Below are 26,171 nucleotides of genomic sequence, written 5' to 3'. Positions count from 1 at the left end.
AATGGCAAAGAATAACGATAGAGACATTCATTGTTCGTTTTGTGGGATAAGCAAAAATGAAGCTCAGATGCTCATTGCAGGCAACGGTGCACATATCTGTGATAGATGCATCCAGCAGGCAGGCGAAATCTTAGCAGAAGAATTAAAACAACGAAAAAGCAAAACATTACAGACTGCATTAAAGTTGATCCGCCCTTTTGAGATCAAAACTCACTTGGATCAATATGTGATCGGTCAGGATGATGCAAAAAAAGTAATTTCGGTAGCAGTTTATAATCACTATAAACGTTTAAATCAGAAAGTGGATAAAGACGAAATTGAGATCGAAAAATCGAATCTAATTATCGTTGGAGAAACAGGTACGGGTAAAACATTGTTAGCAAAGACAGTTGCTAAGATATTAAACGTACCATTTTGTATTGTAGATGCGACAGTGCTGACAGAGGCAGGTTATGTTGGGGAAGATGTAGAAAGTATTTTGACACGCTTACTTCAAGCAGCAGATTACGATGTAGCGTCGGCAGAGCGCGGAATCATCTATATCGATGAAATAGATAAAATTGCACGTAAAAGCGATAATCCTTCTATTACTAGAGATGTATCAGGTGAAGGTGTACAACAGGCTTTGTTGAAGATTCTAGAAGGTACAGTGGTCAACGTTCCACCTCAAGGTGGTCGGAAGCATCCTGATCAAAAAATGATCGCGGTAAATACTAGTAATATACTCTTTATCTGTGGCGGTGCATTTGATGGTATCCAAAAGAAAATTGCAAACCGCTTACGTACACAGACAGTAGGTTATAAAATGAATGAAGACGAAGAGGAAATTGATTTGAATAACTTATACAAATATATTACTCCTCAAGACTTAAAGAACTTTGGTTTGATTCCAGAGTTAATAGGGCGTCTACCGGTATTGACTTATCTGAATCCGTTGGATAAAGAAACTTTACTAAGCATTTTGACTGAACCCAAAAATGCATTGGTAAAGCAGTATAAGAAGTTGTTCGAATATGAAGGTATCGAACTAAAATTTGATCCTGATGTTTATACCTTTATTGTCGATAAAGCAGATGAGTTCAAACTCGGAGCTAGGGGTTTACGCAGTATCTGTGAAGCCATTATGCTGGATGCGATGTTTGAGATTCCATCAACAAAAGAGCAGACGGGACAAAAAGCTTTGGAAATCACCCTGGAATACGCGAAGAAAAAATTCGAGAAGTCCGATTTGAAAAAGCTTAAAGTCGCTTAAAAAAATCCCGTTCAGCTGAACGGGATTTTTTTTTAAAGAACTAAAAATCTTATATTACAATAATAACATCCCCATAATGGAGTGTTTATAGGAATATAATAGATTCGAAAAACTAAATACAATGACTATGACAAAAAAGAAAAGTGCCAAAAGTACCGTAAATAGTCCGATAACACCAGGTTTAAAAAGTAAAGAAGAAATTGTAAACAATTGGCTTCCGAGGTATACGGGAAGACCTTTAGAAGAGTTTGGAGAATACATTCTTTTGACAAACTTTTCTAAATATATACAGCTGTTTTCCGAAATGCATGATAATGCGCCCATTTACGGTGAAGATAAGCCGATGCAATCGGTCACTGCTGGCGGAATCACTATCATCAACTTTGGTATGGGAAGCCCTATGGCCGCAACCATTATGGATTTATTATCGGCTATTGCGCCAAAAGCAGTACTATTTCTGGGTAAAACCGGTGGGATCAAGAAAAAGATTCCAGTGGGTGAATTGATTTTACCGATTGCTGCTATCCGTGGCGAAGGAACATCGAATGATTATTTCCCACCCGAAGTCCCCTCCCTGCCTGCCTTCGCTATGCAAAAGGCTATATCAACTACGATAAGGGATCATCAACGGGATTACTGGACAGGAACGGTATACACGACAAATAGACGAGTCTGGGAACACGATAAGGCCTTTAAAAAATATTTGAAATCAATCCGCGCGATGTGCGTTGATATGGAAACCGCAACGATATTCAGTGTCGGTTTTGCCAACAAAATTCCTACCGGTGCTTTACTGCTCGTTTCGGATCAACCAATGGTTCCGGAAGGAGTTAAAACATCTGTCAGCGACGTAACCGTTACAGCGAAATATGTAGAAGCGCATATTAGCATAGGAATTGACGCTTTAAAACAACTTATTAATAACGGGCTGACCGTAAAGCACCTAAAATTTTAAGTATCCATCTTAATAACATCATATTTTCCTCCGAGGGAAAATATGATGTATCCCTTCCCTAAAAAACTCATTATCAAACAGGTGAAACTATTAATCATTAATATTGATTAATAATTCAAGAATTACTATCTCCAATTGGAGATGTTAACAAATGTTAATCTTCACAATAATTAAACTATTTGACGTTTATATTGTAATATTCATATTACACACACATATATCGTAAAAATTAATCAATCATTGTGAAGAAAAAAACATTATCTATTTTCAACGTATCTCTATTGATTTGTTCAGCCTTAGCCACTCAGGTAAGTTGTTCTTCAAGTTCTTCAAAAGAAAATAAAAGCAAAGAAAAAAGCGTAGCGTTACCGGTTTATACCGTAAAAAAATCAGATGCAATTACCATCAAAGATTATTTGGGGACAATTGAAGGTAAGGTAAATGTAGAAGTTCGCCCCCAAGTTGAGGGACTACTTCAGGAAATTTATGTTGATGAAGGCTCCTTTGTACAAAAAGGCCAAAAGCTATTTAAAGTTGATCCTTCCACCTATCAGGAAAACCTCAATAACATGGTCGCTACAGAACAGGTCGCTAAAGCCAAACTTAAAAATGCACAACTTGAAGTAGACCGGTTGAAACCGCTTGTTCAAAATGATGTTATTTCCGATGTCAGACTTTCTTCTGCCAAGTCAGATTATCAAGTTGCCAAGGCAACACTTGACCAAGCTATCGCGGCCGTACGCTCAGCGCAGATCAGTAAAGACTTTACGGTTATAACGGCACCCGTAAGCGGATACATTGGCCGGATCCCAAAGCGTATCGGGAATTTGGTATCAAAGGGCGATAAAGAACCTCTCACCTATCTTTCCGATATTCAGGAAGTGTATGTTTATTTTTCCATGAATGAATCTGATTTTCTGTATTTTTCAAAAGCACAGGCAAAAAAAGATAGCATAGAGGGTAAGAAATACAACCAAAATCAAAAACTTGTATTTCCTGAGGTGACTTTAGTTCTCGCTGATGGTGAAGAATATGCGAAAAAGGGAATAGTTGATGCGGTCAATGGCCAGATCAACCGTACCACGGGAGCAATCTCCTTACGCGCCACCTTTCAAAATCATGATAACATTCTCCGATCTGGAAGCAGCGGTACACTTAAAATCGCTGAAATTAAGAAAGGTGTTCTCCAAATACCTCAGATTGCTGTAAACGAATTGCAAGATAAAACCTTTGTCTATATATTGGACCAAAACAATAAGGCACAGAAACGAAATATCCAACTTTCGGGCAAAAGTAAAAACAACTACATCGTCGATTCAGGTTTAAATGAAAACGATCGTGTTATTACTAGCGGCTTTGACAAATTGACCGACGGTTCACCGGTAACCCCAATTTTACAGAAATAATTATTGATCGTTTTTACATGCTACTTGTACCCGTGAAACTTTACGCTGAAAGTAGCATGTTTAAAATTCTATATATATGCTTAAAACATTTATAAATAGGCCCGTATTGGCCACGGTGGTTTCCATTATATTGGTTATTTTAGGCTTAGTAGGCCTAAAATTGCTGCCCGTATCGCGCTTTCCAGAAATTGCCCCACCCAGCGTGCTTGTTTCACTCAGTTATCCTGGAGCGAATGCTGAAACAGTGGCGAAAAGTGTTTTATTACCTATCGAAGAAGCCATCAATGGTGTAGAGGATATGACTTACATCAAATCCTCTGCTTCCAACTCAGGCTCTGGAAGTGTGTCTGTATATTTCAAAACAGGAACCAATCCAGACATTGCGTCAGTTAATGTACAGACTCGGATTTCCAAAGCCATTAGCTCCATTCCCGCGGAAGTAAATGAAGCGGGTATCACGGTCATGCCGAGGCAAACCGGTGTCATCATGACAATCAACTTATACTCCGATCATAAAGATAGCGCCTATGACGAAACTTTTCTACAGGCATTTGCACAGATTAACCTGATGCGACCCTTACTGCGCGTAGATGGAGTAGCTCAAGTGTCCCGCCTAGGGGCTAGGGATTACGCCATGAGACTTTGGTTAAACCCCGAAAAGCTCGCCCTTTACAACTTGGTTCCACAGGATGTCACTGACGCAATAAAAGATCAGAACTTTGAGATCGCCCCTGGTAAATTTGGAGAGACCTCAGACGAAGCCTTTGAGACGGTGATCCGCCATAAAGGGCGCTTCACGACGCCAGAGGAATTCCAAAATATTGTAATAAAGACCAACGAAGATGGATCAGTACTTTATCTAAAGGATGTCGCAAGAATAGAATTCGGAGCGACCAATCTAAGTAGCGATAATAAGGTAAATGGACATCCGGGCCTAACCCTCAATCTAACACAGACTAGTGGTTCTAACGCTCATGATATCGATATTGCCGTCAGAAAAGTACTCGAAGAACAATCAAAAACATTTCCAAAAGGCATACACTACGAAGTGACATACTCGGTAAGGGACCAGATCGACGAATCGATCAATCAAGTCGAACACACACTTTTTGAAGCCTTTATCCTCGTATTTGTTATTGTATTTATTTTCTTACAAGATTTTAGGTCTACCTTGATTCCAGCTATTGCAATCCCGGTATCGTTGGTAGGAACGTTCTTTTTTCTGCAACTCTTTGGATTTTCACTGAATGTCCTAACCATGTTTGCCTTGGTATTAGCCATTGGAATTGTGGTTGATGATGCAATTGTTGTCGTTGAGGCGATCCACGAAAAAATGCACAGCACAGGATTAAAAGCCCGAGCTGCGACATTGTCGACGATGTCCGAAATTACAGGTGCCATTCTGTCAATAACGATGGTCATGGCCGCCGTATTTTTGCCCGTTGGCTTTATGGAGGGGCCGGCTGGAATCTTTTATCGACAGTTTGCTTACACGTTGGCAACGGCAATTCTGATTTCAGCACTCAATGCATTGACCTTAAGCCCTGCACTATGTGCACTCCTGCTTAAAACGCCACAACATCACAACGATCAAAAAACCAGCAAGATAAATCAGTTTAAAAATCGCTTCTTTAAGGCGTTCAACACGTCTTTTGATAGACTTACTTTACGGTATGTTGCCGTGGTAACAGTCCTTATCAAGAACAAAAAAATAGCTTGGACAGGTTTAGTTTTGATTACTGCACTCGGCGCATTTTTTATGATAAAAACACCTAAAAGTTTCATTCCGACCGAGGACGACGGTTTTATTACATACAATATCGCCCTCCCTCCTGGTGCCTCATTGAGCCGGACGACAGAGGTACTTCACCGTGCCGATAGTATTCTAAAGAAAAGGGAGGATATCAATGGAATGACGACAGTTTCCGGTTTTAATGCCCTAGATGGCAGTTCAAGTCCGGCATTTGCTGCTGGTTACATTACCCTAAAACCACACGCCAAGCGTGAGCATATCCAGAATATCAATGCCTTTATGGATACCATCAGAAAAGATCTATCCCAGATTAATGAAGCCACGTTTACAGTGTTCCCTCGCCCTACTGTGCAGGGTTTTGGGGATTTTGCCGGCATTGAAATGGTTCTTCAAGATCGGATGGGTGGCGATATCAGAGACTTTAACACCATTGCCGACACATTTATCAACCAATTAAATACCTTACCAGAGATACGAAGCGCTTACACAAGCTTCAAATCAAACTTCCCGCAGTATGAAGTCAATATTGATGCTGTGAAAGCTAAATCCCTGGGCGTCGATATCAAAGATCTTATGTCCACCATCAGATCTTACTTTGCACGTGTACAAGCGAGTGATTTCAATCGATTTGGCCGCCAGTATCGCGTTTATGTTCAATCGGATTTTGATTTCCGTAAAGATCCCGAATCCTTCAATTCAATTTTTGTAAGGAATAGCAAAGGTGAAATGGTTCCTATAAATACCCTCCTGACCTTAGAAAAGACGGTGGGGCCCGAAACCATAACCCGTTATAATCTGTACAATGCTATCGCTGTAAATATCACCACAGCCGACGGTTACAGTACAGATGACGCTATGCAGGCTATCCAAAAAATGGCCGATAGCAATCTTCCTGGGAATTATGGATTTGAATGGACGGGCATGAGTTACGAAGAGAGCCAATCTGGATCCCAGACTGTGCTGATTTTTGCACTTAGTATTCTTTTTGTATACTTCCTGCTTTCGGCTCAATATGAAAGCTATATCCTTCCGTGGGCAGTACTTTTGTCGATACCGGTAGGATTGATTGGCGTTTTCGCTGTCATCAACCTGGTAGGACTTCAAAACAATATTTATGTTCAGGTAGGACTCATCATGCTTATAGGTCTTTTGGCCAAAAACGCAATTCTAATTGTAGAATTCGCAGTCCAGGAGCGCAAAAATGGTAAGAGTATTGTCGAAGCGGCCATCAATGGATCCAAGCTTAGATTAAGGCCTATCTTGATGACAAGTTTGGCATTTGTAGCCGGTCTAGTACCACTGATGTGGACTGTAGGGCCATCAGCCATCGGCAATCACTCCATCAGTTTCAGCGCCGCCGGCGGTATGCTATTTGGCGTAGCGTTTGGTATCTTCATCATCCCGGTATTATTTGTCGAATTTAAAAGCTTGGATGAAAAACTACATGATAAATTAGCTAAACAAGAGGAAGAATAATGAAAAACATAAAAAAATACATTTTGGGAGTCGGTATAATCATAGGCATATTAGGAATGATGAATGCTTGTAAAGTAGGAAAAGATTATGTGCAGCCCAAAGTAAAACTTCCTGAAAATTTTCGTGGCGATACACTGGACCTCTTCGGAGACACCTCCAGTATGGGACTAATTCATTGGAAATCTTTCTTCCATGATCCGACGTTGAAGTTATTAATTGATTCTGCGTTGTCAAACAATTTTGAGATGAGGACCGCCTTACTAAATCTGCAGATTTCAAACCGGCTATTATCCCAAAATAAGGCAAATTATCTACCGAGTATAAATGCAACGATTGCCAATGGAAACCGGACTTGGCGATCGCAGGATTTTGGCAGCGGCCCACTGACCAAATACTATGATCAAAAAGGTGAAAAAGCACCGCAAGATATGTTCGTCTATCAGTCAATGTTTGGCTCAGACATTAACTTTAGCTGGGAAATAGATATCTGGAAGAAGATAGGAAGCAAACAAGAGCAGCTATTGGCCGAATATTTGGATACGGAGGAAGCAAAAAACGCTGTACAAACCTCCATTATAACTTCGGTAGCAAAAGGCTATTTCAATCTTCTGATGCTTGATGCTAAAATAGAAGTCGCTAAGCGTAACGTGCAATTAAATGATAGTACGCTCCACATGATCAGGTTACAATATGAAGCTGGTGAAATCACCGCTTTGGCGATCCAACAGACACAATCTCAACGTCTATTGGCTGCATCCCTTGTGCCTGAACTGGAAAAAGAAATTGTCATTCAGGAAAATGCCCTTCAGACGCTCACCGGAAAATTACCAGACAGTATCAATAGAGGTACTTCTTACGAACATCTCTTCGCCGAGAGCAAAAACATCTCCCTCGGTTCTCCATTAGAGATTCTTCGCAATAGACCTGACATTCGATCATCTGAGCTCCAATTGATGGCTGCCAATGCGAACGTTAATATCCAACAAGCCATGCGTTATCCATCCTTAACTATTGGTGGCGTATTAGGCGTTAATAGCATGCTTCCAAAAAATTGGTTCCATATCCCTGGAGCATTACTCGGCGGAATAACTGGAAATTTGACCACACCTATTTTCAAAAACAGAACATTAAAAACACAATACGAAGTAGCCAAATTGGAACGAGATAAGGCCGAAATTCAGTTTCAGCAAAAGGTTGTGGAGGCAGTAGCCGAAGTCTCTAACGCAGTTGTTACAGTAGACAAACAACGTGAACAATTATCTCTGGCAAAAGAAAGAGTGGATAATGCGCAACTTGCGGTCAAAAATGCGAACCTACTCTTTAAAAGCGGATATGCTACTTACCTAGAGGTGATTACAGCGCAAAGCAATGCATTAAACAGTGACCTCGATCTTGTGGAGTTAAGACAGCAGCATTTGGATGCATTTGTAGATCTTTACCGCGCGCTTGGCGGAGGTTGGAGATAAAGATTTAAAACTTTACTTTTGTTGTATGACTCCAGAGGAATTACAAGAATATTTTAGATCCAAAGATCTGCCTGATACGCTAGAAATACAGCAAGACATGCAAGTCTTTGACGTTCAACGCTTCTTAAGCACAAGCTTTATCCATGTAAGCTTATGGAAAAAAGACTTAAGTAAATGTCCGTCCTGGATTAGGTTGTTAAAATTCAAGGATGCTTTAGAAACCAAAGAAAAAGCCTGACAGATGTTAGGCTTTTTTGTGCAGCTTTTTATATTCAAGAAGCAAGTTGTTTCATTAATAAAGGCATCTGCTCCTTTGAAAAAATCTCTTCTGCCCCAGCGTCCCGCATTTTCATACGTTCATTTTCATCACTGCTCGATGTTAGACCGAATATCCTGACGGAAGGGAACTTTTCTTTCATTATTTTAGCCGTTTCTATTCCGTTTAGCACGGGCATATGTAGATCCAGTATACATATCTGAGGAAGCTCATGTCCGTTGTCATGGAGGTAGTCAATTAAGTCCATCCCATTAGAAGCACAATAAACCAAATTCAATAAATGAGATTGAGTCATAGCACGCATCAGTATATGATGAATTAAAGCATCATCAGCATAGACAATCGTACATTTATTTTTTATATCCATTTGAAAAAACCGTCATTTAGTAATTATAAAAATAATATTATATAAATATGTAATAAAATAAAAAATAAAGAAACAATTTAGTGGTAATAATGTCATTATTCAAGTTTTATTTCAAAATGCCCACTATTAATAACTCAAAGTCTTTACATGAATTTATTCAAAAGGACATCATAGGCAGCAAAATTTTCAGTATCAATAGTACGAGAAAAGATTAAATAAAAAAGAGCGGAAGATAAGTAAAACACCTGCTAAAAGTCATCTTCAATAATTTCGGCCACTCTTCCTATTTGGCCGTCCATCAATCTCACTTTAATTCCTCTCGAATGATAAGAGGATGAGGTCAACAAGTCCTTCACAATCCCCTCTGTAAGATTTCCAGTACGTTGATCTTTTTTTAAGATGATATTCACCAACATACCAGGCTTTATATCTGCTCTATTTCTTCCATCCATGACCAAACTTAGAAAATTTGTTTTTCAAATGCAATACAAATAGAGAATTTATTGTTGTAAAAATCTTCATCCTAAGGCTTAAATATATACGATGAAAACATATAAAGGGATAATTCAGCTAGCAGATAATTATAGAACGTGAAACCTTCTTCTTTAATCGTACCGATAACATAGAGTAAAGGGGGGCCAAATTCAAAGCCCCCCTTTACTTTATGAGATACATGCCGTCAGCTTCGGCTGGCGATCGTTTGAGCTATTTAAATAGCTTAAAAATATCGTTTCCGAATATAAATACCATTAAGGCCAAAAGAATAAAGAAACCAACCATCTGCGCCTTTTCCAGAAATTTTTCGCTCAATGGCTTACCTTGTATCATTTCAATCAATAAGAATAATACGTGACCACCATCCAGCGCTGGAATAGGCAATAGGTTCATAAATGCCAATGCCATCGACAACATTCCGACCAAAGACCAAAAACGGATCCAATCCACCTCAGTACCAAACAAAGTAGCTATACCAATAGGACCCGATAAGGCTTTATCAGCACGCACTTCGCCTTTGAAAATTTTGCCAAATCCTTTGGCATTATCGGTAATCACTGTAAAAGCCTTCTTTGCACCAATTGGAAATGCTTCTGTCAAAGTATATTGCGTTGTAAAAGATTTGATGGAATAATCACGGTTAATACCAAACCCAAGCATGGCATCTGCAGGGACATTTCCTTGCAAGGAAACTTCATTACCTTTGCGTACGACTTTAATTGTTACAGTTTTATTGATATTCGCTTTTATCTGTGCTCTAAATTGGTCAAAGAAAGGAACCTGTATATTATTTACGGCAATAATGCTATCTCCCTTCACAAAACCCATTTTGCTCGCCACTGAACCTGGCGCTACTTCCGCTATGCTGGTCGTCTTAATTCGGGGCTCAATAAACTTCTCGCCTTTTTTGTCAGAAAGCGTATTTAATAAATCGGCTGGAACTTTGACATCTTCAGTCACACCACCACGTTCAACAGCAAGGGTAACTCCCCCCATCAATACTTTAGAACTGATCAGCTCGGAATAATTTTCGACACGGTGACCATCAATTGAAATGACTTTATCTCCAGCTTTCAAGCCAATGGACTCCCCAATAGATCCCGGCACAATACCGTTTACAAGCTGGTCCATTTTGATATCTGTATTGCCCATTTTAAAAGTCAGCATCCAAAAAACGATAACACCGACTACAATATTGACAATAATACCGCCCAGCATAACAATTAAACGTTGCCAAGCTGGTTTTGACCGAAATTCCCATGGCTGTGGTTCGCCCTTCAATTGCTCCGTATCCATCGACTCATCGATCATCCCAGCAATTTTGACATAACCACCTAATGGTAACCAGCCAATACCATATTCACATCCTTTATAATTGAATTTAAACAATTTCACTCCCCAAGCATCAAAGAACAAATAAAACTTTTCTACCTTGATACCAAATGCACGCGCTGCTAAAAAATGTCCTAACTCATGTAGAACAATTAAAATTGACAAGCCTAGAATCACTTGTCCGACCATAATTAAAACACCCATGTATGCTTTTTAAATTTAATCTTTGATTATTTCCTTTGTTATTAATCTTGCTATACGATCCGTTTCCAGATAATCATCCAACGTTGGGGCTGCAATAAATTCTACTTGATCCAGTGTCTGTTCAATCACATCACTCATCTCCAGAAAACCAACTCGATCTTTCAAGAACGCATCTACAACCACTTCATTAGCGGCATTCAAGACGCAACTTCTATTGCCACCGCTCCGTAAACTCTCATAAGCAAGAGCCAGGTTTCTGAAGGTTTCCAAATCTGCTTTTTCGAAACTGAGTGTTGGATAGTCCATAAAATTAAAACGCTCAAAATTATTTTCGAAACGTGCTGGGTATGTCAACGCATATTGGATCGGCAATTTCATATCAGGCACGCCCATTTGCGCTTTCATAGAACCGTCTTGAAACTGAACCAGGGAATGGACAATAGACTGAGGATGTACAATGACATCGACTTGATCTATGGACAAATTGAAAAGCCATTTTGCTTCAATGACTTCTAAGCCTTTATTCATCAAAGAAGCGGAATCAATGGTGATTTTGGCTCCCATAGACCAATTGGGATGCTTCAATGCTTGAGCCTTGGTAACACAGCGAAGCTCAGCTCTACTTTTACCTCTAAAAGGCCCGCCAGAAGCGGTAACGTAGATTTTCTCTATTGGATTATGCTCCTCTCCGGTCAAACACTGGAAAATTGCCGAATGTTCTGAATCCACAGGTAGCATTCGAACGCCATATTCACGCACCAAAGCCATAATCAGCTCGCCAGCGACAACCAGCGTTTCCTTGTTAGCCAAAGCGATATCCTTTTTGGACTGAATCGCTTTCACAGTAGGCTTTAATCCGGCAGATCCAACAATTGCATTCAAAACAATATCAACATCTTCATATTGAACCACTTCAACCAACCCCACTTCACCTAAAAGAACAGCAATATTATGCCCTTTTAGGGCATCCTGGACATAACCATATTGAAGGGAATCCGTTACAACAACTGCTTTGGGCTTAAACTCCAAAGCCTGTTGAATTAACAATGCTGCATTGCTACCACATGTCAAAACGACTGCTTCAAATTTATTAGGAAAGGCTCTTATAACATCCAAGGCTTGTGTGCCTATACTTCCCGTTGCCCCTAAAATGGCAATTCCTTTTTTATTCAAAACCTTTGTTATTTATTAAAATATATTTTTTAAAATCTCTGGGTCCTCTCCACCATGGTAATCGGCCATCATTGAACGATAAGCTACCGAAACGACAATACAAGCTAAAGGTACAACCAAAAAAGAACTAACGAGGTTCAAAATAATAAAAATTATGTAATATTCTAGAAAATTAAAATACATCTGCAGCAAGTGAAAGAAAGCAAACACAGCCAAAATCAACAACAGTTTGAACACGTTACCCTTTGTCAGTGCGAAACTAAAACGCAAAGATTTGAAAGTTCCCGCGTGTTTATCAATAATGAAGAACGGATAAAATGCCACTCTTATGATTAGGAGAAAGGTCAATATGGCTGCCACAAAAACGACAAACATTGTAAACTTGCTCATCAGCTCTACACGGTTTTCACCGTTTTCAAACAAATATAGGAAGGGTAAAGAAACTGCTCCCAATAACATTAAGAGCATTATTGAAAGCACCATAATACTGAGCATAGCTCCGAAAAAGTAAACCAGTTCTTTTGAACTTGGGATACATTGAATCAGCTTCTTATCATGGTTTCCATCAATCAGACTCAAAATATACTTAAACAAAGTCATGTTCAATCCGAAATACATTACCATGAAAAAAAACGCCATAAAACCACTCAACACTACATTGAAATCACTAATCGATGTTGCGAGATAATTGGAGAGTCCAGAAGTCACAAATAACAGAAAACAAAGCCCGGCAACAGAAAAATAATGCTTTTTCAGCAACTCCAATGACTTATTAAAAACCTCATTAACGGCAAAAGTACTTTCCTTTAGGAATTGAATCATTTGATCTTTAAATAAACTTCTACAAAGATGCCATATTTTTTAATTTTCAACAATTTACACACACAGAAAAATCACTTTTTTGTGATATTTAACATAAAGAAGAACCCGATAGAGCATATTTGGCAGCGTGAATGAATGAAAATAATCCAAAAAATAAAAATCCCCTATCGGACTGATAGGGGATACTTTATTTCTGCCTTACTTAGAGTTATTTAAACTCTTTTGGAAGTGGCTTTTCCAGTAAATATTGATAGTAAAAACGCGCACGTTCATTAAAATCATATTTACTTTTCGATCGGTCAAATCCATGACGGCTTCCAGGATAAATCATCAATTCGAAAGGAACATTTCGATCAGTCAATTTATCGACCAGCTGGATTGTATTCTGCAGATGTACATTGTCGTCCATATCGCCATGCATAATGCGCAGCACACCTTTATAATGATTAGCATAAGTCAATACAGATCCGGCTTTATAGCCTTCAGGATTGTCCTGTGGTGTATCCATCCATCTTTCCGTGTAATGACTATCATAGAGATCCCAAGAGGTAACCGGTGCGCCAGCAATACCAAAATCAAATACATCAGCCGCCTTCGTCATTGCCAAACAAGTCATATAGCCACCATAGCTATGCCCGGTGATAAGTACTTTGTTTTTAGCGACCCAAGGTTGCGATTTTAACCATTTAACAATTGTCGAATAATCAATAATTTCCCAGTGACCAAGATTGCGGTGCATATAAGCAACACCTTGTTTACCAAAATGACCAGATGCCCGGTGATCTGCAGAGACTTGAATAATTCCTTCATTGGCCCAGTACTGATTGGCCGTTCCTTTCCAGGTATCTTTTACCGTTCCCGCGTCAGGCCCACCGTAAATACTGAAAACAACCGGGTAAACTTTTGATTTATCAAAATTTGTCGGATAAGTTATTGTTAGGGGAAGATCGAACAGTCCGTCATCTGATTTAAGATGTAAGTATTCGGTTTTACCGTAGGTATACGAGGCAAAATCAGCAGCTTTACTATCCGCTAGCTGACGTACGACCTTACCTTGATTATCCAACAAAGCGAACCGATCGGGTGTACTCACATTGGAGTATTTGGTAATAAAATACTTGCCGTCAGGCGATACATTCACATCGTGCGAGTATTCACCGAACGTCAGACGTTTTAAGTTTTTACCTGAATAATCCACGCGGTACAAATCAAAACGCGCTGAGTTTTCTTTACGTGCGGTAAAATAGATCACCTTATTTTTTTCATCAATCCGTTTTAATTCCGTTACCTGCCATTCGCCGGAAGTAATTGGATTGACCAATGTTCCATCCAATTTATAGAGGTAATAATGCGCCCAGCCTGTCTTATCCGATTTTAGGATATAATATTTGTTGTCCGCCAGATACGTGATACGCTCATCGTGATCCAAATTGATCCATGAAGCCTGACGCTCATCATAGATTTCTTTTTTCGAACCTGAATTCGGATCCACTTGATAAAACTTCAAATTGTTCTGATCCCGGTTCATCCACTGTACCATCACATTTTTACTATCAAAGGCCCAATAAGGCTGGCCAAAATACTGATCGTCTTTCTCGTTGAAATCAGCCCAGGTAACGTTGCCCCCTTCGAGGTGAACGATTCCTACCTTCACTTCCGGATTTGGGTCACCGGCTTTGGGATATCTTGTCTCCTCCAGGTAACCATGCTGGCCTTTGGACGAATAAATCGGAAACATCGGAACCTTTGTATCATCGAACCGCATAAATGCTATCTTACGACTATCTGGAGACCACCAAAAAGCTTTGTACTTTGTCGGACGCCCAAGAATCTCTTCGTAATACACCCAAGATGACCAACCATTGTAAATGACGTCAGTACCATCATGTGTATATTGCATCTCTTCTCCGGACGCCACATCCACGCTGTATAAATTACTTTTGCGCGTAAAAGCCACGTATTTACCATCTGGTGACAACGTTGGGTTCTGTTCGGCAATATCAGGCGAATTGGTCAGCTTTTTTACGGCTCCATCACTGCTTTTTAGGAAGATATCGTTGCTATCGATGTAGACAACTGTTCCATCTTTAGCAGGAATTGTATAAATACTTCTTTTGCCTGATTTAACGTTGACCTGATACAAATGACCATCGTTTACATCATTCTCCAGGTAAGCTGTCCCGTCTGCCCAGCCCGGATACTGATTGGTGCGAACTGTCAAAGATTGCTTTTGCCCCCAGGACTGCGCAAAATCCAATTTCTTCTGCGCAACACCAGTCTCGTGCACAAAAAAAACGATCGACGCACCTAAGAGTACTCTTGATACCGTATTCATTACTTTTTGGATATGTTTATTATTATTTGGGCTAAGATAAAGAATTGTGACAAATAACGATGATTTTGCCTGTAACAAGCTTAATTCACATGCGGTATATCCTGTAGCTTATCAAAAGTTGAAAAATAGTGCGGGTTATTGATTAAAGACGATGCTCAAAAAGGTTTAGCTGTATACCTTCTTTTGGAAAATCATTTTCTTCCACAAAGTTGGATATTGAAACTCCCAATAGCCGCACCTTGTTTAGCAGCTCAACCTTGTTTAACAAACGATGTGCAGTGGCGTAAATTTTGTCTTCGGAGTCGAAACTACTTTCTATGGTCGTGCTACGTGTAAGTTGAACAAAATCCGCATACTTAACTTTTAAAGTTAACGTTCGTCCAGAAACTTCCTTTTTGCCGATACGTAACCACAACTGTTTACAGAGTCGATGCAAAATGCTATTTAATTCTTCAAATGCTTCTACATCCTCTTCAAAAGTATCCTCAATACCAATCGATTTACTGCTGCGATTAGGAACAACTGGACGGTCATCGATACCTCTGACAATACGGTGAAAAAAGTGACCTGTCTTTCCAAACCAACGGACCAGATCATCCTCACGCTGTTTTTTTAAATCGAGCCCCGTAAAAAGACCCAGTTCGTGCATTTTCTTTGCAGTCACTTTCCCGACGCCAAAAAATTTATCTACAGGCAATGACTCCATAAACTTAACAATTTTAGAAGGACCGATAAACGTCAAACCATTGGGTTTATCCATATCTGAAGCAATTTTCGCTACAAATTTATTGACAGACACACCAGCCGACACCGTTAAGTTCAGTTCGTCCTTAATAGCTCCTTTAATCGCTTTGGCAATATCGATTGCCGAACCAATGCCCTGTTTATCCACTGTAACATCTAAATATGCTTCATCCAGGGAAAGTGGTTCAATTAAGTCAGTATACCGTAGAAAAATCTCCCTGATCTGATACGAAACCTGGCGATACACATCAAAACGGGGATAAGTGAAGATAATATGAGGGCACAGTTGCAGAGCCTTTCTTGAACTCATAGCAGATTTGACACCAAATTTTCTTGCTTCATAGCTCGCTGTCGCAACCACCCCTCTCCCATCTGGAGATCCGCCGACAGCGATTGCCTTCCCCCGATATTCGGGAAAGTCGCGCTGATCTACAGACGCATAGAATGCGTCCATATCTAAATGAATGATCTTGCGATATATCTGGTCTGAGTCCATTGGACAAATTTACAAAAATTAGCATAACAGCACGTACGAAGGATAAAGAAACTAATAGAATTAGCATCCAACAAATCACCTTTTTCATTGACTTATAGTAAAAACCACTAGCATTTATGCGGTTCATTATTTATCTTTAGATCAAGTTTTACAATAGGGTATCGAAGAATACATTTTTAACTGCTTTACAAATTGTTTGAAACCATTTTAATTCAAATACATAATGGAAAATTTACCTGAACAACAAAAGAAGAAATCCGGATTAAAAAAATTTTTGCTCATCCTGATCCTCTTTATCCTCGTCGGAGGTGGCTCATATGCCTACTGGAAATATTATTATGTATTCGGTGAGGGTGTCAAGTCTGGCTATCTTAATTACGCTGTAAGAAAAGGTAATATTTTTAAGACATACGAGGGCAAGCTCATACAAGAAGGATTTGGAAGCATCAAAACTGGAGGAATAGCCAGCAATCAATTTGAATTTTCTATCGAAGACGATTCAGTTTTCCAACAATTGGAGCTCAACAGTGGAAAATATTTCGATCTACGTTACAAAGAGTATCATGGAGTACTTCCTTGGCGCGGAAATACTGTCTATGTTGTTGACAAGATTGTTAATATGAAATAGAAACTTCGCTGTATGGTCAGCGAAGTTTTCAGATGAGCGGTCGAAATCAGTTGTATGGTGCTGTTATAGATACGCCAAAATATATTAGTTGCTTCACGCTTGTGCCAGAAAGACGTCGCGGACGATCAGTTTATCTTTGAAATAACTTTTCAGAATCGTTCCATCACCGTGGAGTGTCCATACTTCCCGAGGATCAACCATTTTGATATACTGGAGAATGTCGTTCCAGTCCACGTGATCGGATATATAGAGTTCGATATCATTCTGTGCCTGCAGGCGCTTCCAGCCCGAAGCGAACGCCCGCAATACTTTGGTCGCTCTGAAGTAGCTATTAAATGTCATTGGGGGGACCAGATAAACTTTATTCTGTTCGCCCTGTTTCATTTCTTTTCTGTTGTAGGGCTCGTAGGACAATTTCTTTAACCCTTGCTGATCGTAAAGGCGATGGTACGGCAGTATACCACTATGCACGAGCACTTTTCTATCCGGACAATACCTATTGATCAAATCGGTGATCCGCTGTGCCTTTCCTAGCACATATGTACCCAACAGGATATTACTCGCATGTCCATTTAATTTTTTGATTTCCTCGGCTGGGTCAGGATGGATGACAGCTGGATTTGCAAAGGTACTTTCGGTAATCAATACATCAGCTTGATGCATTTCGATCGGTTCACATGTTTCATCCAACTGTAATTTATAATCCCCGGTATACAAATATCGCAAGCCCATATACTCCATAAGAATCTGTGCCGACCCGAGAATATGTCCCGCCGGTATTAACGTAATCTCGACAGCACCGAGTTTAAAAGAACTGTTATATAATTTAACCTGATAGGAGTCTTTGCGATTTTGCTTATAACGGTGACTCATAAACAAAGTTGTCGCATGGGTAGCATACACATAATCGTGCCCTGAGCTCGCATGATCGCCATGGGCATGAGATACGACATTATGCATAACCGGATTGCTGGCATCGATAAAAAAATCACCGTAACGACAGTAATAACCTTCTGGCTTTCTGACAAAGAAGTCAGGCAATATTATAGACATACTATTATTTTAAAAATTTTTGATGTAGATTCCACACTTGTGGCAATAGTGGTGTGGTACCATCGTTAACGATGACGAAGTCGGCCAATTTTAACTTTTCTTCGTCAGAGAGTTGCTTATTAATTCGCTCCATGACCTGTCCTTCCGTAACCTTATCGCGTTTTATAACACGTTGAATACGAACGGATAAAGGTGCCGTAACCAGAATAGTATAATCAAGATCCTTATAAGAACCGCTTTCAAAGAGTAAAGCAGCCTCCTTGAGTGTATAACGGGATTTTTGTTGTGCTGCCCATTCCTTGGCCTCCTGTATAACGATAGGGTGTATAATTCCGTTCACAAGTTCGAGCTTCGCGCTGTCCGAAAATATACGTTGAGCTAAGAAAGCTCGATCCAGCTTCCCGTCCGGATAAGTCTCCGCTCCAAATTCCGCGATTAAGCGCTCTTTAATCCGAATATCGGTATTCATCAGTTTTTTAGCTTCCTCATCCGCGTTATAAACCGGTACTGCCATGGCTTTAAATAGCTTGCAGATAAAAGTTTTACCTGATCCAATTCCGCCTGTTATTCCAATCTTCATGAAAATATCGTTATTTACGTACAAAAAAGTCTACATTTTGCGGCACAATACTGATTATCTGACAATATTCAGGAACTTTGGTCAATAAAATGGGTAAGTACTGTACCTGATTCTTCTCCCAATCTGAAAGGTCTACCACTGCCTCGAAATCGCGCGAAGTATATCTATTGTAATCTTTCACGGACATCAATACCGTGACAACAACTTTACTTGGACTAAGCCTGACCGAACTATAACCTTGTCCATTTTCCACCTTGACAGGTAATTCGATTATTTTCTCGGTCAATTCACCTACTGGCATCAGCACCTCAACAGACGTTGGATAAACATTGATATTCCCTTTTTGATTTCTCGCCAGATTTGCAACAGTTCGTACATCAGTCTCCACGTCTTTCCCCCGGACGGTATCGGTTTCCCAGTACTCAATTGCCGAAACATCCTCGTAAGGCCCGGTGATGGTAACATAAGCTGGTGTAACTTTGGTTTCAGCGATAAAACCGTATCCCCGTTTAAATGAAATATTAGCTAGAGGATTTACAGGCACTTTACGTTGTGTCTGTTTCGAAAAATCAAAAAACAAGGTATCGGGACTGACCGACACGACCCGCTGTTCATGTGGAAATTGCCGATTTATAAATCCTAGCTGATTAGAAAAAACGACCCAATCTTTGGTTTTTAATGAGCTTAGGTCGACCTGAACTTTAGGTGTTTCCAAAGTAACTTTTGAAAATAAAAATTGCCATCCCGTCATTTCCAGCTTAACTTTTACAGTATCAGACTGCTGCGGGTGGAACGCTCGTTTCTCTGGCAGATTAACGTATTCAATTGCCGCCTTGACGGATACAGTATATTGGTTGGAGATCGAAAATAATAGCCAAGCTAACAACGAAATTCCAACACAACGTATGAAGATATTAATCTTGCGTCGTTGGATCTTATTTATTCGAACTGTATTCGCCATGATACAAACTTAATCAATTTGCGTAAAAATCAGCCCATAGGTAGATAAAAACTTACGTGCTGACGGACAACTCACTTGCCACCAAAAAAATCCATGAACACCTTTGTTAAGGAAGAGCACTTGACTGTTCGTAAGGGAAGACACCCTCACCCAACGTAAAAAAACAATCGCATGCATCTATTCAAATAAGAGGTGCTTAAAATTTGGTCAAAACGAAAAGATAGGTTGATAGCTCAAATAAATAGTACAATTCAATAAAAATTTAAAATAAAACATTAAATAATAAGTGTTTTATTTTAAATTTTACTAAATTTGTACCAATCAACAAAATCAATTATGAAACCATCCAATAACAACACAGCGCGATATCTCTACTATCTTTCCTGCATAGTAATGGTATTTTACATCCTATTTTTGGCATCAAATTTATTTAATTCCGGTATACCGGCCGCAGGTAGTGGCCTCAAAGCTTATGAGGTTCGTAATGTTAATATTATACCCAAAGACACAAATAGCCAAGCAAAACAACCAAAGAATGTTTCTCAAGCATTGGATCACTGGTTCAAGGACACATTGATCATCAGTCCGTATCAAGGCAAGGGCTTAGTTCAGCTGAGATTTCAATCCCCGAGAGAGTTACTTTCATTCTCATCTATTCTTTATCAAACCGCACAGTTGTTTTACTGGATTCTAATCGGTTTATTAATTCTCGTTGTTCAGAAACTTTTTAAATCGTTCAGTAATAATACATTTTTTACCGATAAAAATGCTTCACTAATCGTTTTTAGCTCATTCTGCCTAATGCTTTTGCCTGTTATGAGATGGATTACACAGGAATTTTTCCTTAATTGTATTACAAAATTAAGTTTAAATAATTCGAACTATGTGCTACACAATGGAGCACATCTTTTCGATACAGAGACAGTTATTGGTTTAGTATTATTGGCTTTTGGCGCAGCTTTTAAATCAGGTGTCGCTTTACGTAGGGAGAATGAATCCTTTATTTAATTAAACATGCCCATTATAATTAATTTAGATGTTGTCTTAGCTAAGCGTAAAATGTCTTTGACAGAATTATCGCAGAAAGTCGGTTTGAGCCTTGTCAATCTTTCCATCTTAAAAACGGGTAAGGCTAAAGGTGTCCGATTTGAAACCTTAGAGGCCATCTGCAAAGTACTGGACTGCAAGCCCGGAGACATTCTTGATATGGAATAAAGAAAAAAGATACAGAACAGTATGGTGCCAAATTTCTCTTATCTCAAAATTAAGCTAACTTAGAAACATGCAAACCCTATTTTTACAGGAAACCGCATCAGAAAGTGCCGTGTTCTAATGAAACCGACAGCTTCATTGCATTTTTCTCTTTTCATTTATTGTGGAGTAGTCTAAAGCATTTTTATGATAACAATATATTAACGCTCTTAACAGTCGGTACTGTTAAGAGCATAATAAAAGCCAGTTTTCGTAGAAAACTGGCTTTATTTCTTTCTCGAAAAAGCTTATGAAGCGCTCTTCTCTGTGTTGTTAACAGCTTTAGAAGCATCTAACGCGATTGCTGACTTGTCAAAACGGATTTTTACACCCGAACCTACGTCTACTAAGAAAGTCGTGTCTGATACTTCTACAATACGGCCGTGAATACCAGCTGTCGTTACTACTTTAGAGTTTACACCAAGTTCTTCAATATATTTTTTGTGATCTTTTTGCTTCTTCATCTGCGGTCTAATCATGAAGAAATAAAATACCACGATAATCAAAACCATTGGTAGAAAACTCATCAAATTGCCACCCGCTGCTTGTAATAATACTGTGTTCATTTGTAATTATATCTTTTAATAATGTGTTATTTCGCTAATACTTCGCCTTTGAGCTGCACCGTTGTTAAGCCATTGGAAGCATTGGATTGAATCGTAATGATCTTCTGCTGTTTACCAACTTGTCCTTCACTATTGAAAGTTACATGGATCTCAGATTTTCCACCTGGCAAAATAGGACTTTTCGAAAACTCAGGCTGTGTACAACCACATGAAGCAGTCACTTTCGAGATAATAACAGGTGCATCACCCGAATTTTTCAACACAAAGGTATGTTTTACCTGTGCGCCTTCCTTTACCTGACCGAAATCAAATGCAGACTCTTCAAATTCTACTTTTCCCAATTGTGCCGCTGCCTTAGAAAGGCTATCTGCAGCTGCTGTTTCAGTCGCTGTCTTGGTTCCTTCTTCTTTTCCCTTTTGTGCATTTCCGCAAGAAAATAAAAGTACTGCCGACAACGCTAAAACTGAATATTTGCCAAAGTTTTTCATTCGTATAAATTATTTATGCGCGTTTGGTTTTAATCTTTTAAACCGCGACCTGCCTTCTGGATTCTTCCCTGTTGATTCAGATCGCTCAATATTTTATCTAAGATACCATTAATAAATGTATTACTTTTCAATGTACTGAATACCTTAGAAATTTCAATATACTCATTTATTGTTACTTTTACAGGAATCGATGGAAAATTAACCAACTCACATATTGCCATACGCATCAATAATGTATCCATTAAAGCAATACGATCTGACTCCCAATTCTTGGTTTTCTCCGAGATAAGCTTTTGATACTCATTTGTATTGCGGATTGTTTTACCCAACAATGCAATAATATAGTCGCTATCATCATTCCAATTTTGCGTAATTTCTGCAAGTTTATTTTTTCGTGGATCTTCAGAACTAAAATTCTTAAAAGTCTTCGCGATCAAAGCCTGCAATACTTCTTTATCCACCGGCCAGTTGATGAATTTTTCTTCAAAAACCTGCTCAATAACCGGCGATTTTAAGATGATCTTTTTAAAGATATGCTTGATGATATCCTTTTCCGTACCGATCGAGCGATCTTCTTGTTGCAAGTACTCCAAATAAGCTTCAGAATCCTTTAACTGCAAAAATACAGTGCGCACGATCTCCGGATCAAAGCTCCAGGAAATCTTATATTTTTTGACACCTTCCCCATATTGTGGATTTTGTCTCAATGACTCAATAAAAGTGTTTGTACTTAACTTGGTCGTTAAAGACAAGTCTTTTTCAGTTGGTAAAAACTTATTAGCCCTACCCTCTGCATCTATTAAGACATAATCAGATACTTCATCTAAAAGATTCAGTGTCCATATATACATCTCATAAACTTCATCCACATTTTTTAATAGTGCTTTCTCAAATGTTTTGATGTCTTTATCTTCTGAAAGACTGTACGCATAAAGCGTTTGCACTACTTTTACCCTCAGGTGTCTCCTGTTTAACATAGTAATTTAAAGAACGATTTTTTTATAAAATAATAAATAAGAACGATTTTGGGATGAAGACTATCGCTTGATTTTTTTAATATCTTGGATACGCTTCTCCGCGATGCGATTAGCCGCTTCAAAAGTAGAAATATTCTCTTCTTTTGATTTTTTCAATACGTCTCTAGTCGCATTATAAATATTTTTGATCACAAATTCAGTGTGATCTACGCCATAATTTTGAATTTCTGAATAACAGCCAATTAATGCACCGGCGTTGATCAAATAGTCAGGGGCGTATAATATACCTCTTTCATGAAGGATAGAACTTGTAACATGTTCGTCTTTCAATTGATTATTCGCCGAACCGGCAATAACTTTACATTGCATTTTCTGCGCGGATTCTGGATTTACCGTACCACCTAATGCACAGGGAGAATATACGTCAAATTCGTGATCAAATACTTCACCGTAAGGTATTGGCTCAGCTTTGTACTTGGCCGCTACTTTCAACATTTTTTCTTCCGTAATATCGCTGACATATACACGCGCATTCTCTTCACGTAACATTGCAATTAAACGCTCGCCAACTCCACCTACGCCATGCACAATAACTTTTTTACCAGCAACATTTTCCGATCCGTATAATTCCTTTAAGCAGGCTTTTATACCGAAATAAACACCTTGAGCAGCGAAGATCGAAGGATCACCGACACCACTGCCATGAATTGCTTTTGGTAAACCAGCAACATGGTCAGTTTCGGTATAAATATGTTCTAAATCGCGTTGTGTGGTACCTACATCCAAAGAAGCAATGAAATTACCATTCAATCCTTCAATAAACTGGCCAAAACGGCGCAATAAAACCTCAGATTTGTCCAAACGGCTATTCCCAATAATAACAGCACTACCACCGCCTAAATTCAATCCAGTGATGGCTGATTTATACGTAATGGCCTTGGATAAACGTAAAGCATCCTCAATAGCTTCTTCTGTACTTTCGTATGGTAACATACGAACCCCTCCTATCGCTGGCCCTAAGGTTGTGTCATGGATCGCAACGATAGCTTTCAAGCCCACCAATTCATCATTACAGAAAAATAAGTTTTGATGGCCAGACTGGCTCATCAATTCAAAAATAGAATTTTGAGATGTTGACATAAAATGTACTACTCTAATTTGTTTTAATTTTTTAAGGTACTTGATGCAAAAGTAGGAAAATTATTCGTTGTGCATAACAACTTTTTTTATCCAAGACTTAACATTTGATTTCCGAATGACAGTAAATTCACTTAAATCGTAAAGCATTTTGATGAATTAGTCCTACTTTTGTATTCGTAATATGAAGGATCTCGCCTACTTAAATAAGTACTTTTATAAATACCGCTGGAAACTGGTTCCAGGGGTTATTTTTGTTATCATCTCCAACTATTTCGGGGTATTGCCTGCAAAGGTAATCCGCGAAGCATTTGATTTGGTACAGGAAAATATCTATCTATACCGTCTATTTGATGGTTTCGACAGACAGGAACTCATCTACCAGGTATTTGGCACCAGTCTCCTATTTTTTGGTTTCGTCGTTCTCCTACTTTCGCTCTTGCGGGGCATATTTTTATTCTTTATGCGTCAGACGATCATTTTAACGTCGCGTTATATTGAATACGACCTCAAAAATGAGATCTATAATCATTACCAAGATTTAAACTTCGGTTTCTTTCGGAAAAACAATACCGGAGATCTCATGAGCCGAGCCACCGAAGATGTCAATCAGGTACGTAACTACCTCGGACCCGCCATCATGTATGCGATCAATACCGTAGTTTTATCGATCATGGTCATCTATGCGATGTATAGTGTCAATGGACGCTTGGCTACTTATGCATTGGCGCCAATACCGGTCCTATCGGTTATTATTTTATTTGTCAACAAGATTATTAACAAGCGTAGCTTAAAAATACAGAAACAACTGGCGAAGCTTTCTTCTTTCGTGCAGGAAACTTTTGCAGGTATCCGCGTCATCAAGACCTATACCAGAGAACAAAATAAAATGCAGGAATTTGAGAAGGAAAGTACCATTTACCGCAACACGGCTCTTGATCTCGTCAAAGTGCAGGCTGTTTTCTTTCCGCTTATTCTATTGCTTATTGGGCTTAGTACGGTAATCACCATTTATATCGGTGGAATTGAAGTTGCCAAAGGAACAGTGACTGCCGGAAACATCGCTGAGTTTATCATCTATGTCAACCAGTTGACTTTCCCGGCCATGTCTTTGGCTTGGGTTACCTCATTGGTACAACGTGCTGCGGCCTCACAAAAACGCATCAACGAATTCCTTCAAACGGAATCTCCTATTGTTAACGGAACAGCTACCAAAGAACTCGCGGGTGAGATCAAGGTTGATGGAATCTCCTTTACCTATCCGGAAACAGGTATTCAGGCGATTAAAAATATATCGTTCCAAATTCCGGTTGGCAAAACACTTGCTATTATCGGAAAAACAGGCTCCGGAAAATCCACGCTGGCCAACTTACTCCTTCGGATGTATGATATCGACAAAGGAAGTATTCATTATGATAGTCTAGAAATTAAAAACCTTGATTTCAAAAGCTTGCGCCAACAAGTTGGATTTGTCCCACAAGATGTTTTCCTATTTTCAGATACCATTGCCAATAATATAGGCTTTGGTTTAGACCACTTTACACAGGAACAAGTGGAACAGGCCGCCAAAGATGCCGCTGTATACGACAATATCATAGCTTTTGAAGATGGATTTGAAACCGCCGTTGGGGAACGTGGTATCACCCTCTCCGGTGGACAAAAACAACGGGTTTCCATCGCACGCGCTTTAATTAAGGAACCCAAAGTATTGATTTTTGATGACTGTCTTTCAGCCGTGGATACAAAAACAGAAGAAACAATTCTTCGTTCGCTAAGCCGCATCATGAAAGGCAAGACCTGTATTTTTATTGCCCATCGAATCTCGACAATCAAGAATGCAGACCATATATTGGTGATGGATCAAGGCGAAATTGTAGAACAGGGTACACATGCTGAATTGATGGAGAAAAGAGGTGAATATTTTGAACTCCATGAAAAGCAATTACTGGAAAGTGTCGAAGGATAATTAAAATATCC

24 protein-coding genes are annotated in these 26,171 nt (G+C 39.2%); 10 read left to right on the top strand and 14 right to left on the bottom strand.

Features of this window, described 5'->3' with window-relative positions; all coding sequences use genetic code 11:
- The first annotated feature begins 1 nt into the window (after position 1).
- The 6 genes from clpX to B2107_RS08370 all read left to right on the top strand — a co-directional run bounded on the left by clpX (position 2) and on the right by B2107_RS08370 (position 8,546).
- A complete protein-coding gene (gene clpX, locus B2107_RS08395; RefSeq protein ID WP_293954940.1) occupies positions 2 to 1,252 on the top strand; it encodes an ATP-dependent Clp protease ATP-binding subunit ClpX in 1,251 nt (416 codons plus the stop codon).
- Between the two features lie 121 nt (positions 1,253 to 1,373).
- Positions 1,374 to 2,207 carry an AMP nucleosidase gene (locus tag B2107_RS08390; protein ID WP_293879326.1) on the top strand — a complete coding sequence of 278 codons (834 nt, stop codon included), beginning with the start codon at positions 1,374 to 1,376 and terminating at the stop codon, positions 2,205 to 2,207.
- 242 nt (positions 2,208 to 2,449) lie between these two features.
- The gene (locus B2107_RS08385) at positions 2,450 to 3,613 is read left to right on the top strand and encodes an efflux RND transporter periplasmic adaptor subunit (RefSeq protein WP_293954938.1); all 1,164 of its coding nucleotides are present in this window, start codon (positions 2,450 to 2,452) and stop codon (positions 3,611 to 3,613) included.
- 76 nt (positions 3,614 to 3,689) lie between these two features.
- Positions 3,690 to 6,842 (top strand): efflux RND transporter permease subunit, encoded by a 3,153-nt coding sequence (locus B2107_RS08380; protein ID WP_293954936.1) that lies wholly within the window; start codon positions 3,690 to 3,692, stop codon positions 6,840 to 6,842.
- On the top strand, positions 6,842 to 8,308 hold the full coding sequence (locus B2107_RS08375; RefSeq protein WP_293954934.1) for an efflux transporter outer membrane subunit: 1,467 nt from the start codon (positions 6,842 to 6,844) through the stop codon (positions 8,306 to 8,308). Before B2107_RS08380 ends, B2107_RS08375 begins: the two co-directional genes overlap by 1 nt.
- Positions 8,309 to 8,333: 25 nt before the next feature.
- On the top strand, positions 8,334 to 8,546 hold the full coding sequence (locus B2107_RS08370) for a DUF6965 family protein (RefSeq protein ID WP_293954932.1): 213 nt from the start codon (positions 8,334 to 8,336) through the stop codon (positions 8,544 to 8,546).
- 34 nt (positions 8,547 to 8,580) lie between these two features.
- Here B2107_RS08370 and B2107_RS08365 read toward each other — a convergent pair whose 3' ends face one another.
- From B2107_RS08365 to dinB, 7 genes are all read right to left on the bottom strand, one after another.
- Positions 8,581 to 8,952 carry a response regulator gene (locus B2107_RS08365; RefSeq protein ID WP_293954930.1) on the bottom strand — a complete coding sequence of 124 codons (372 nt, stop codon included), beginning with the start codon at positions 8,950 to 8,952 and terminating at the stop codon, positions 8,581 to 8,583.
- A gap of 248 nt (positions 8,953 to 9,200) precedes the next feature.
- Complete coding sequence (locus B2107_RS08360) at positions 9,201 to 9,404, bottom strand: YwbE family protein (protein WP_293954928.1); 204 nt, start codon at positions 9,402 to 9,404, stop codon at positions 9,201 to 9,203.
- Between the two features lie 253 nt (positions 9,405 to 9,657).
- Positions 9,658 to 10,983, bottom strand: a complete 1,326-nt coding sequence (rseP, locus tag B2107_RS08355) for an RIP metalloprotease RseP (RefSeq protein ID WP_293954926.1) — start codon at positions 10,981 to 10,983, stop codon at positions 9,658 to 9,660.
- 15 nt (positions 10,984 to 10,998) lie between these two features.
- Positions 10,999 to 12,156, bottom strand: a complete 1,158-nt coding sequence (locus tag B2107_RS08350; protein ID WP_293954924.1) for a 1-deoxy-D-xylulose-5-phosphate reductoisomerase — start codon at positions 12,154 to 12,156, stop codon at positions 10,999 to 11,001.
- A 15-nt stretch (positions 12,157 to 12,171) separates the two neighbouring features.
- Positions 12,172 to 12,978 (bottom strand): beta-carotene 15,15'-monooxygenase, encoded by an 807-nt coding sequence (locus B2107_RS08345; RefSeq protein ID WP_293954922.1) that lies wholly within the window; start codon positions 12,976 to 12,978, stop codon positions 12,172 to 12,174.
- Positions 12,979 to 13,186: 208 nt separating this feature from the next.
- Entirely contained in the window at positions 13,187 to 15,313 is a 2,127-nt protein-coding gene (locus B2107_RS08340) for a S9 family peptidase (protein ID WP_293954920.1), read from the bottom strand.
- 142 nt (positions 15,314 to 15,455) lie between these two features.
- Entirely contained in the window at positions 15,456 to 16,553 is a 1,098-nt protein-coding gene (dinB, locus tag B2107_RS08335) for a DNA polymerase IV (RefSeq protein WP_293954918.1), read from the bottom strand.
- Between the two features lie 223 nt (positions 16,554 to 16,776).
- Between dinB and B2107_RS08330 the strand changes: the two genes are divergently transcribed.
- Positions 16,777 to 17,181 (top strand): hypothetical protein, encoded by a 405-nt coding sequence (locus B2107_RS08330; RefSeq protein WP_209574508.1) that lies wholly within the window; start codon positions 16,777 to 16,779, stop codon positions 17,179 to 17,181.
- Between the two features lie 93 nt (positions 17,182 to 17,274).
- Here the strand turns inward: B2107_RS08330 and B2107_RS08325 are convergent, their stop codons facing one another.
- From B2107_RS08325 to B2107_RS08315, 3 genes are read right to left on the bottom strand one after another with little or no spacing between them, the layout of a single operon-like run.
- Positions 17,275 to 18,234 carry an exonuclease gene (locus B2107_RS08325; protein WP_293954916.1) on the bottom strand — a complete coding sequence of 320 codons (960 nt, stop codon included), beginning with the start codon at positions 18,232 to 18,234 and terminating at the stop codon, positions 17,275 to 17,277.
- A gap of 4 nt (positions 18,235 to 18,238) precedes the next feature.
- Positions 18,239 to 18,814: a dephospho-CoA kinase gene (coaE, locus tag B2107_RS08320; protein WP_293954914.1), complete on the bottom strand. Its 576-nt coding sequence runs from the start codon at positions 18,812 to 18,814 to the stop codon at positions 18,239 to 18,241.
- Positions 18,815 to 18,824: 10 nt separating this feature from the next.
- The gene (locus B2107_RS08315) at positions 18,825 to 19,775 is read right to left on the bottom strand and encodes a CdaR family protein (RefSeq protein ID WP_293954912.1); all 951 of its coding nucleotides are present in this window, start codon (positions 19,773 to 19,775) and stop codon (positions 18,825 to 18,827) included.
- 336 nt (positions 19,776 to 20,111) lie between these two features.
- On the opposite strand from B2107_RS08315, the gene B2107_RS08310 reads away from it, so the two are divergent.
- A complete protein-coding gene (locus B2107_RS08310) occupies positions 20,112 to 20,783 on the top strand; it encodes a DUF2975 domain-containing protein (RefSeq protein ID WP_293954910.1) in 672 nt (223 codons plus the stop codon).
- Positions 20,784 to 20,789: 6 nt separating this feature from the next.
- A complete protein-coding gene (locus B2107_RS08305) occupies positions 20,790 to 20,990 on the top strand; it encodes a helix-turn-helix domain-containing protein (RefSeq protein ID WP_293954908.1) in 201 nt (66 codons plus the stop codon).
- 284 nt (positions 20,991 to 21,274) lie between these two features.
- On the opposite strand, the gene yajC is transcribed toward B2107_RS08305, so the two are convergent.
- From yajC to B2107_RS08285, 4 genes are read right to left on the bottom strand one after another with little or no spacing between them, the layout of a single operon-like run.
- A complete protein-coding gene (yajC, locus tag B2107_RS08300; RefSeq protein WP_293954907.1) occupies positions 21,275 to 21,592 on the bottom strand; it encodes a preprotein translocase subunit YajC in 318 nt (105 codons plus the stop codon).
- Between the two features lie 26 nt (positions 21,593 to 21,618).
- Positions 21,619 to 22,080, bottom strand: coding sequence for a DUF1573 domain-containing protein (locus B2107_RS08295; protein WP_182331274.1), 462 nt, complete (start codon positions 22,078 to 22,080; stop codon positions 21,619 to 21,621).
- Positions 22,081 to 22,109: 29 nt separating this feature from the next.
- Positions 22,110 to 23,057 carry a transcription antitermination factor NusB gene (nusB, locus tag B2107_RS08290; RefSeq protein WP_293954902.1) on the bottom strand — a complete coding sequence of 316 codons (948 nt, stop codon included), beginning with the start codon at positions 23,055 to 23,057 and terminating at the stop codon, positions 22,110 to 22,112.
- 60 nt (positions 23,058 to 23,117) lie between these two features.
- Positions 23,118 to 24,197 (bottom strand): Glu/Leu/Phe/Val family dehydrogenase, encoded by a 1,080-nt coding sequence (locus tag B2107_RS08285; protein WP_293954900.1) that lies wholly within the window; start codon positions 24,195 to 24,197, stop codon positions 23,118 to 23,120.
- A 181-nt stretch (positions 24,198 to 24,378) separates the two neighbouring features.
- On the opposite strand from B2107_RS08285, the gene B2107_RS08280 reads away from it, so the two are divergent.
- Positions 24,379 to 26,160, top strand: a complete 1,782-nt coding sequence (locus tag B2107_RS08280) for an ABC transporter ATP-binding protein (RefSeq protein WP_293954898.1) — start codon at positions 24,379 to 24,381, stop codon at positions 26,158 to 26,160.
- The last annotated feature ends 11 nt before the right edge of the window (positions 26,161 to 26,171 follow it).

It is taken from the genome of Sphingobacterium sp. UBA7855, assembly GCA_002500745.1.
Classification (GTDB): Bacteria; Bacteroidota; Bacteroidia; order Sphingobacteriales; family Sphingobacteriaceae; genus Sphingobacterium.
This window is presented reverse-complemented; position numbering and strand designations above follow the sequence as displayed.

Excerpts from the sequence above, each read along its gene's own strand:
- clpX (WP_293954940.1), top strand. The coding sequence starts at position 2 with ATGGCAAAGAATAACGATAGAGACATTCATTGTTCGTTTTGTGGGATA.
- B2107_RS08390 (WP_293879326.1), top strand. The coding sequence starts at position 1,374 with ATGACTATGACAAAAAAGAAAAGTGCCAAAAGTACCGTAAATAGTCCG.
- B2107_RS08380 (WP_293954936.1), top strand. The coding sequence starts at position 3,690 with ATGCTTAAAACATTTATAAATAGGCCCGTATTGGCCACGGTGGTTTCC.
- B2107_RS08375 (WP_293954934.1), top strand. The coding sequence starts at position 6,842 with ATGAAAAACATAAAAAAATACATTTTGGGAGTCGGTATAATCATAGGC.
- B2107_RS08370 (WP_293954932.1), top strand. The coding sequence starts at position 8,334 with ATGACTCCAGAGGAATTACAAGAATATTTTAGATCCAAAGATCTGCCT.
- B2107_RS08365 (WP_293954930.1), bottom strand. The coding sequence starts at position 8,952 with ATGGATATAAAAAATAAATGTACGATTGTCTATGCTGATGATGCTTTA.
- B2107_RS08360 (WP_293954928.1), bottom strand. The coding sequence starts at position 9,404 with ATGGATGGAAGAAATAGAGCAGATATAAAGCCTGGTATGTTGGTGAAT.
- rseP (WP_293954926.1), bottom strand. The coding sequence starts at position 10,983 with ATGGGTGTTTTAATTATGGTCGGACAAGTGATTCTAGGCTTGTCAATT.
- B2107_RS08345 (WP_293954922.1), bottom strand. The coding sequence starts at position 12,978 with ATGATTCAATTCCTAAAGGAAAGTACTTTTGCCGTTAATGAGGTTTTT.
- B2107_RS08340 (WP_293954920.1), bottom strand. The coding sequence starts at position 15,313 with ATGAATACGGTATCAAGAGTACTCTTAGGTGCGTCGATCGTTTTTTTT.
- dinB (WP_293954918.1), bottom strand. The coding sequence starts at position 16,553 with ATGGACTCAGACCAGATATATCGCAAGATCATTCATTTAGATATGGAC.
- B2107_RS08330 (WP_209574508.1), top strand. The coding sequence starts at position 16,777 with ATGGAAAATTTACCTGAACAACAAAAGAAGAAATCCGGATTAAAAAAA.
- B2107_RS08325 (WP_293954916.1), bottom strand. The coding sequence starts at position 18,234 with ATGTCTATAATATTGCCTGACTTCTTTGTCAGAAAGCCAGAAGGTTAT.
- coaE (WP_293954914.1), bottom strand. The coding sequence starts at position 18,814 with ATGAAGATTGGAATAACAGGCGGAATTGGATCAGGTAAAACTTTTATC.
- B2107_RS08315 (WP_293954912.1), bottom strand. The coding sequence starts at position 19,775 with ATGGCGAATACAGTTCGAATAAATAAGATCCAACGACGCAAGATTAAT.
- B2107_RS08310 (WP_293954910.1), top strand. The coding sequence starts at position 20,112 with ATGAAACCATCCAATAACAACACAGCGCGATATCTCTACTATCTTTCC.
- B2107_RS08305 (WP_293954908.1), top strand. The coding sequence starts at position 20,790 with ATGCCCATTATAATTAATTTAGATGTTGTCTTAGCTAAGCGTAAAATG.
- yajC (WP_293954907.1), bottom strand. The coding sequence starts at position 21,592 with ATGAACACAGTATTATTACAAGCAGCGGGTGGCAATTTGATGAGTTTT.
- B2107_RS08295 (WP_182331274.1), bottom strand. The coding sequence starts at position 22,080 with ATGAAAAACTTTGGCAAATATTCAGTTTTAGCGTTGTCGGCAGTACTT.
- nusB (WP_293954902.1), bottom strand. The coding sequence starts at position 23,057 with ATGTTAAACAGGAGACACCTGAGGGTAAAAGTAGTGCAAACGCTTTAT.
- B2107_RS08285 (WP_293954900.1), bottom strand. The coding sequence starts at position 24,197 with ATGTCAACATCTCAAAATTCTATTTTTGAATTGATGAGCCAGTCTGGC.
- B2107_RS08280 (WP_293954898.1), top strand. The coding sequence starts at position 24,379 with ATGAAGGATCTCGCCTACTTAAATAAGTACTTTTATAAATACCGCTGG.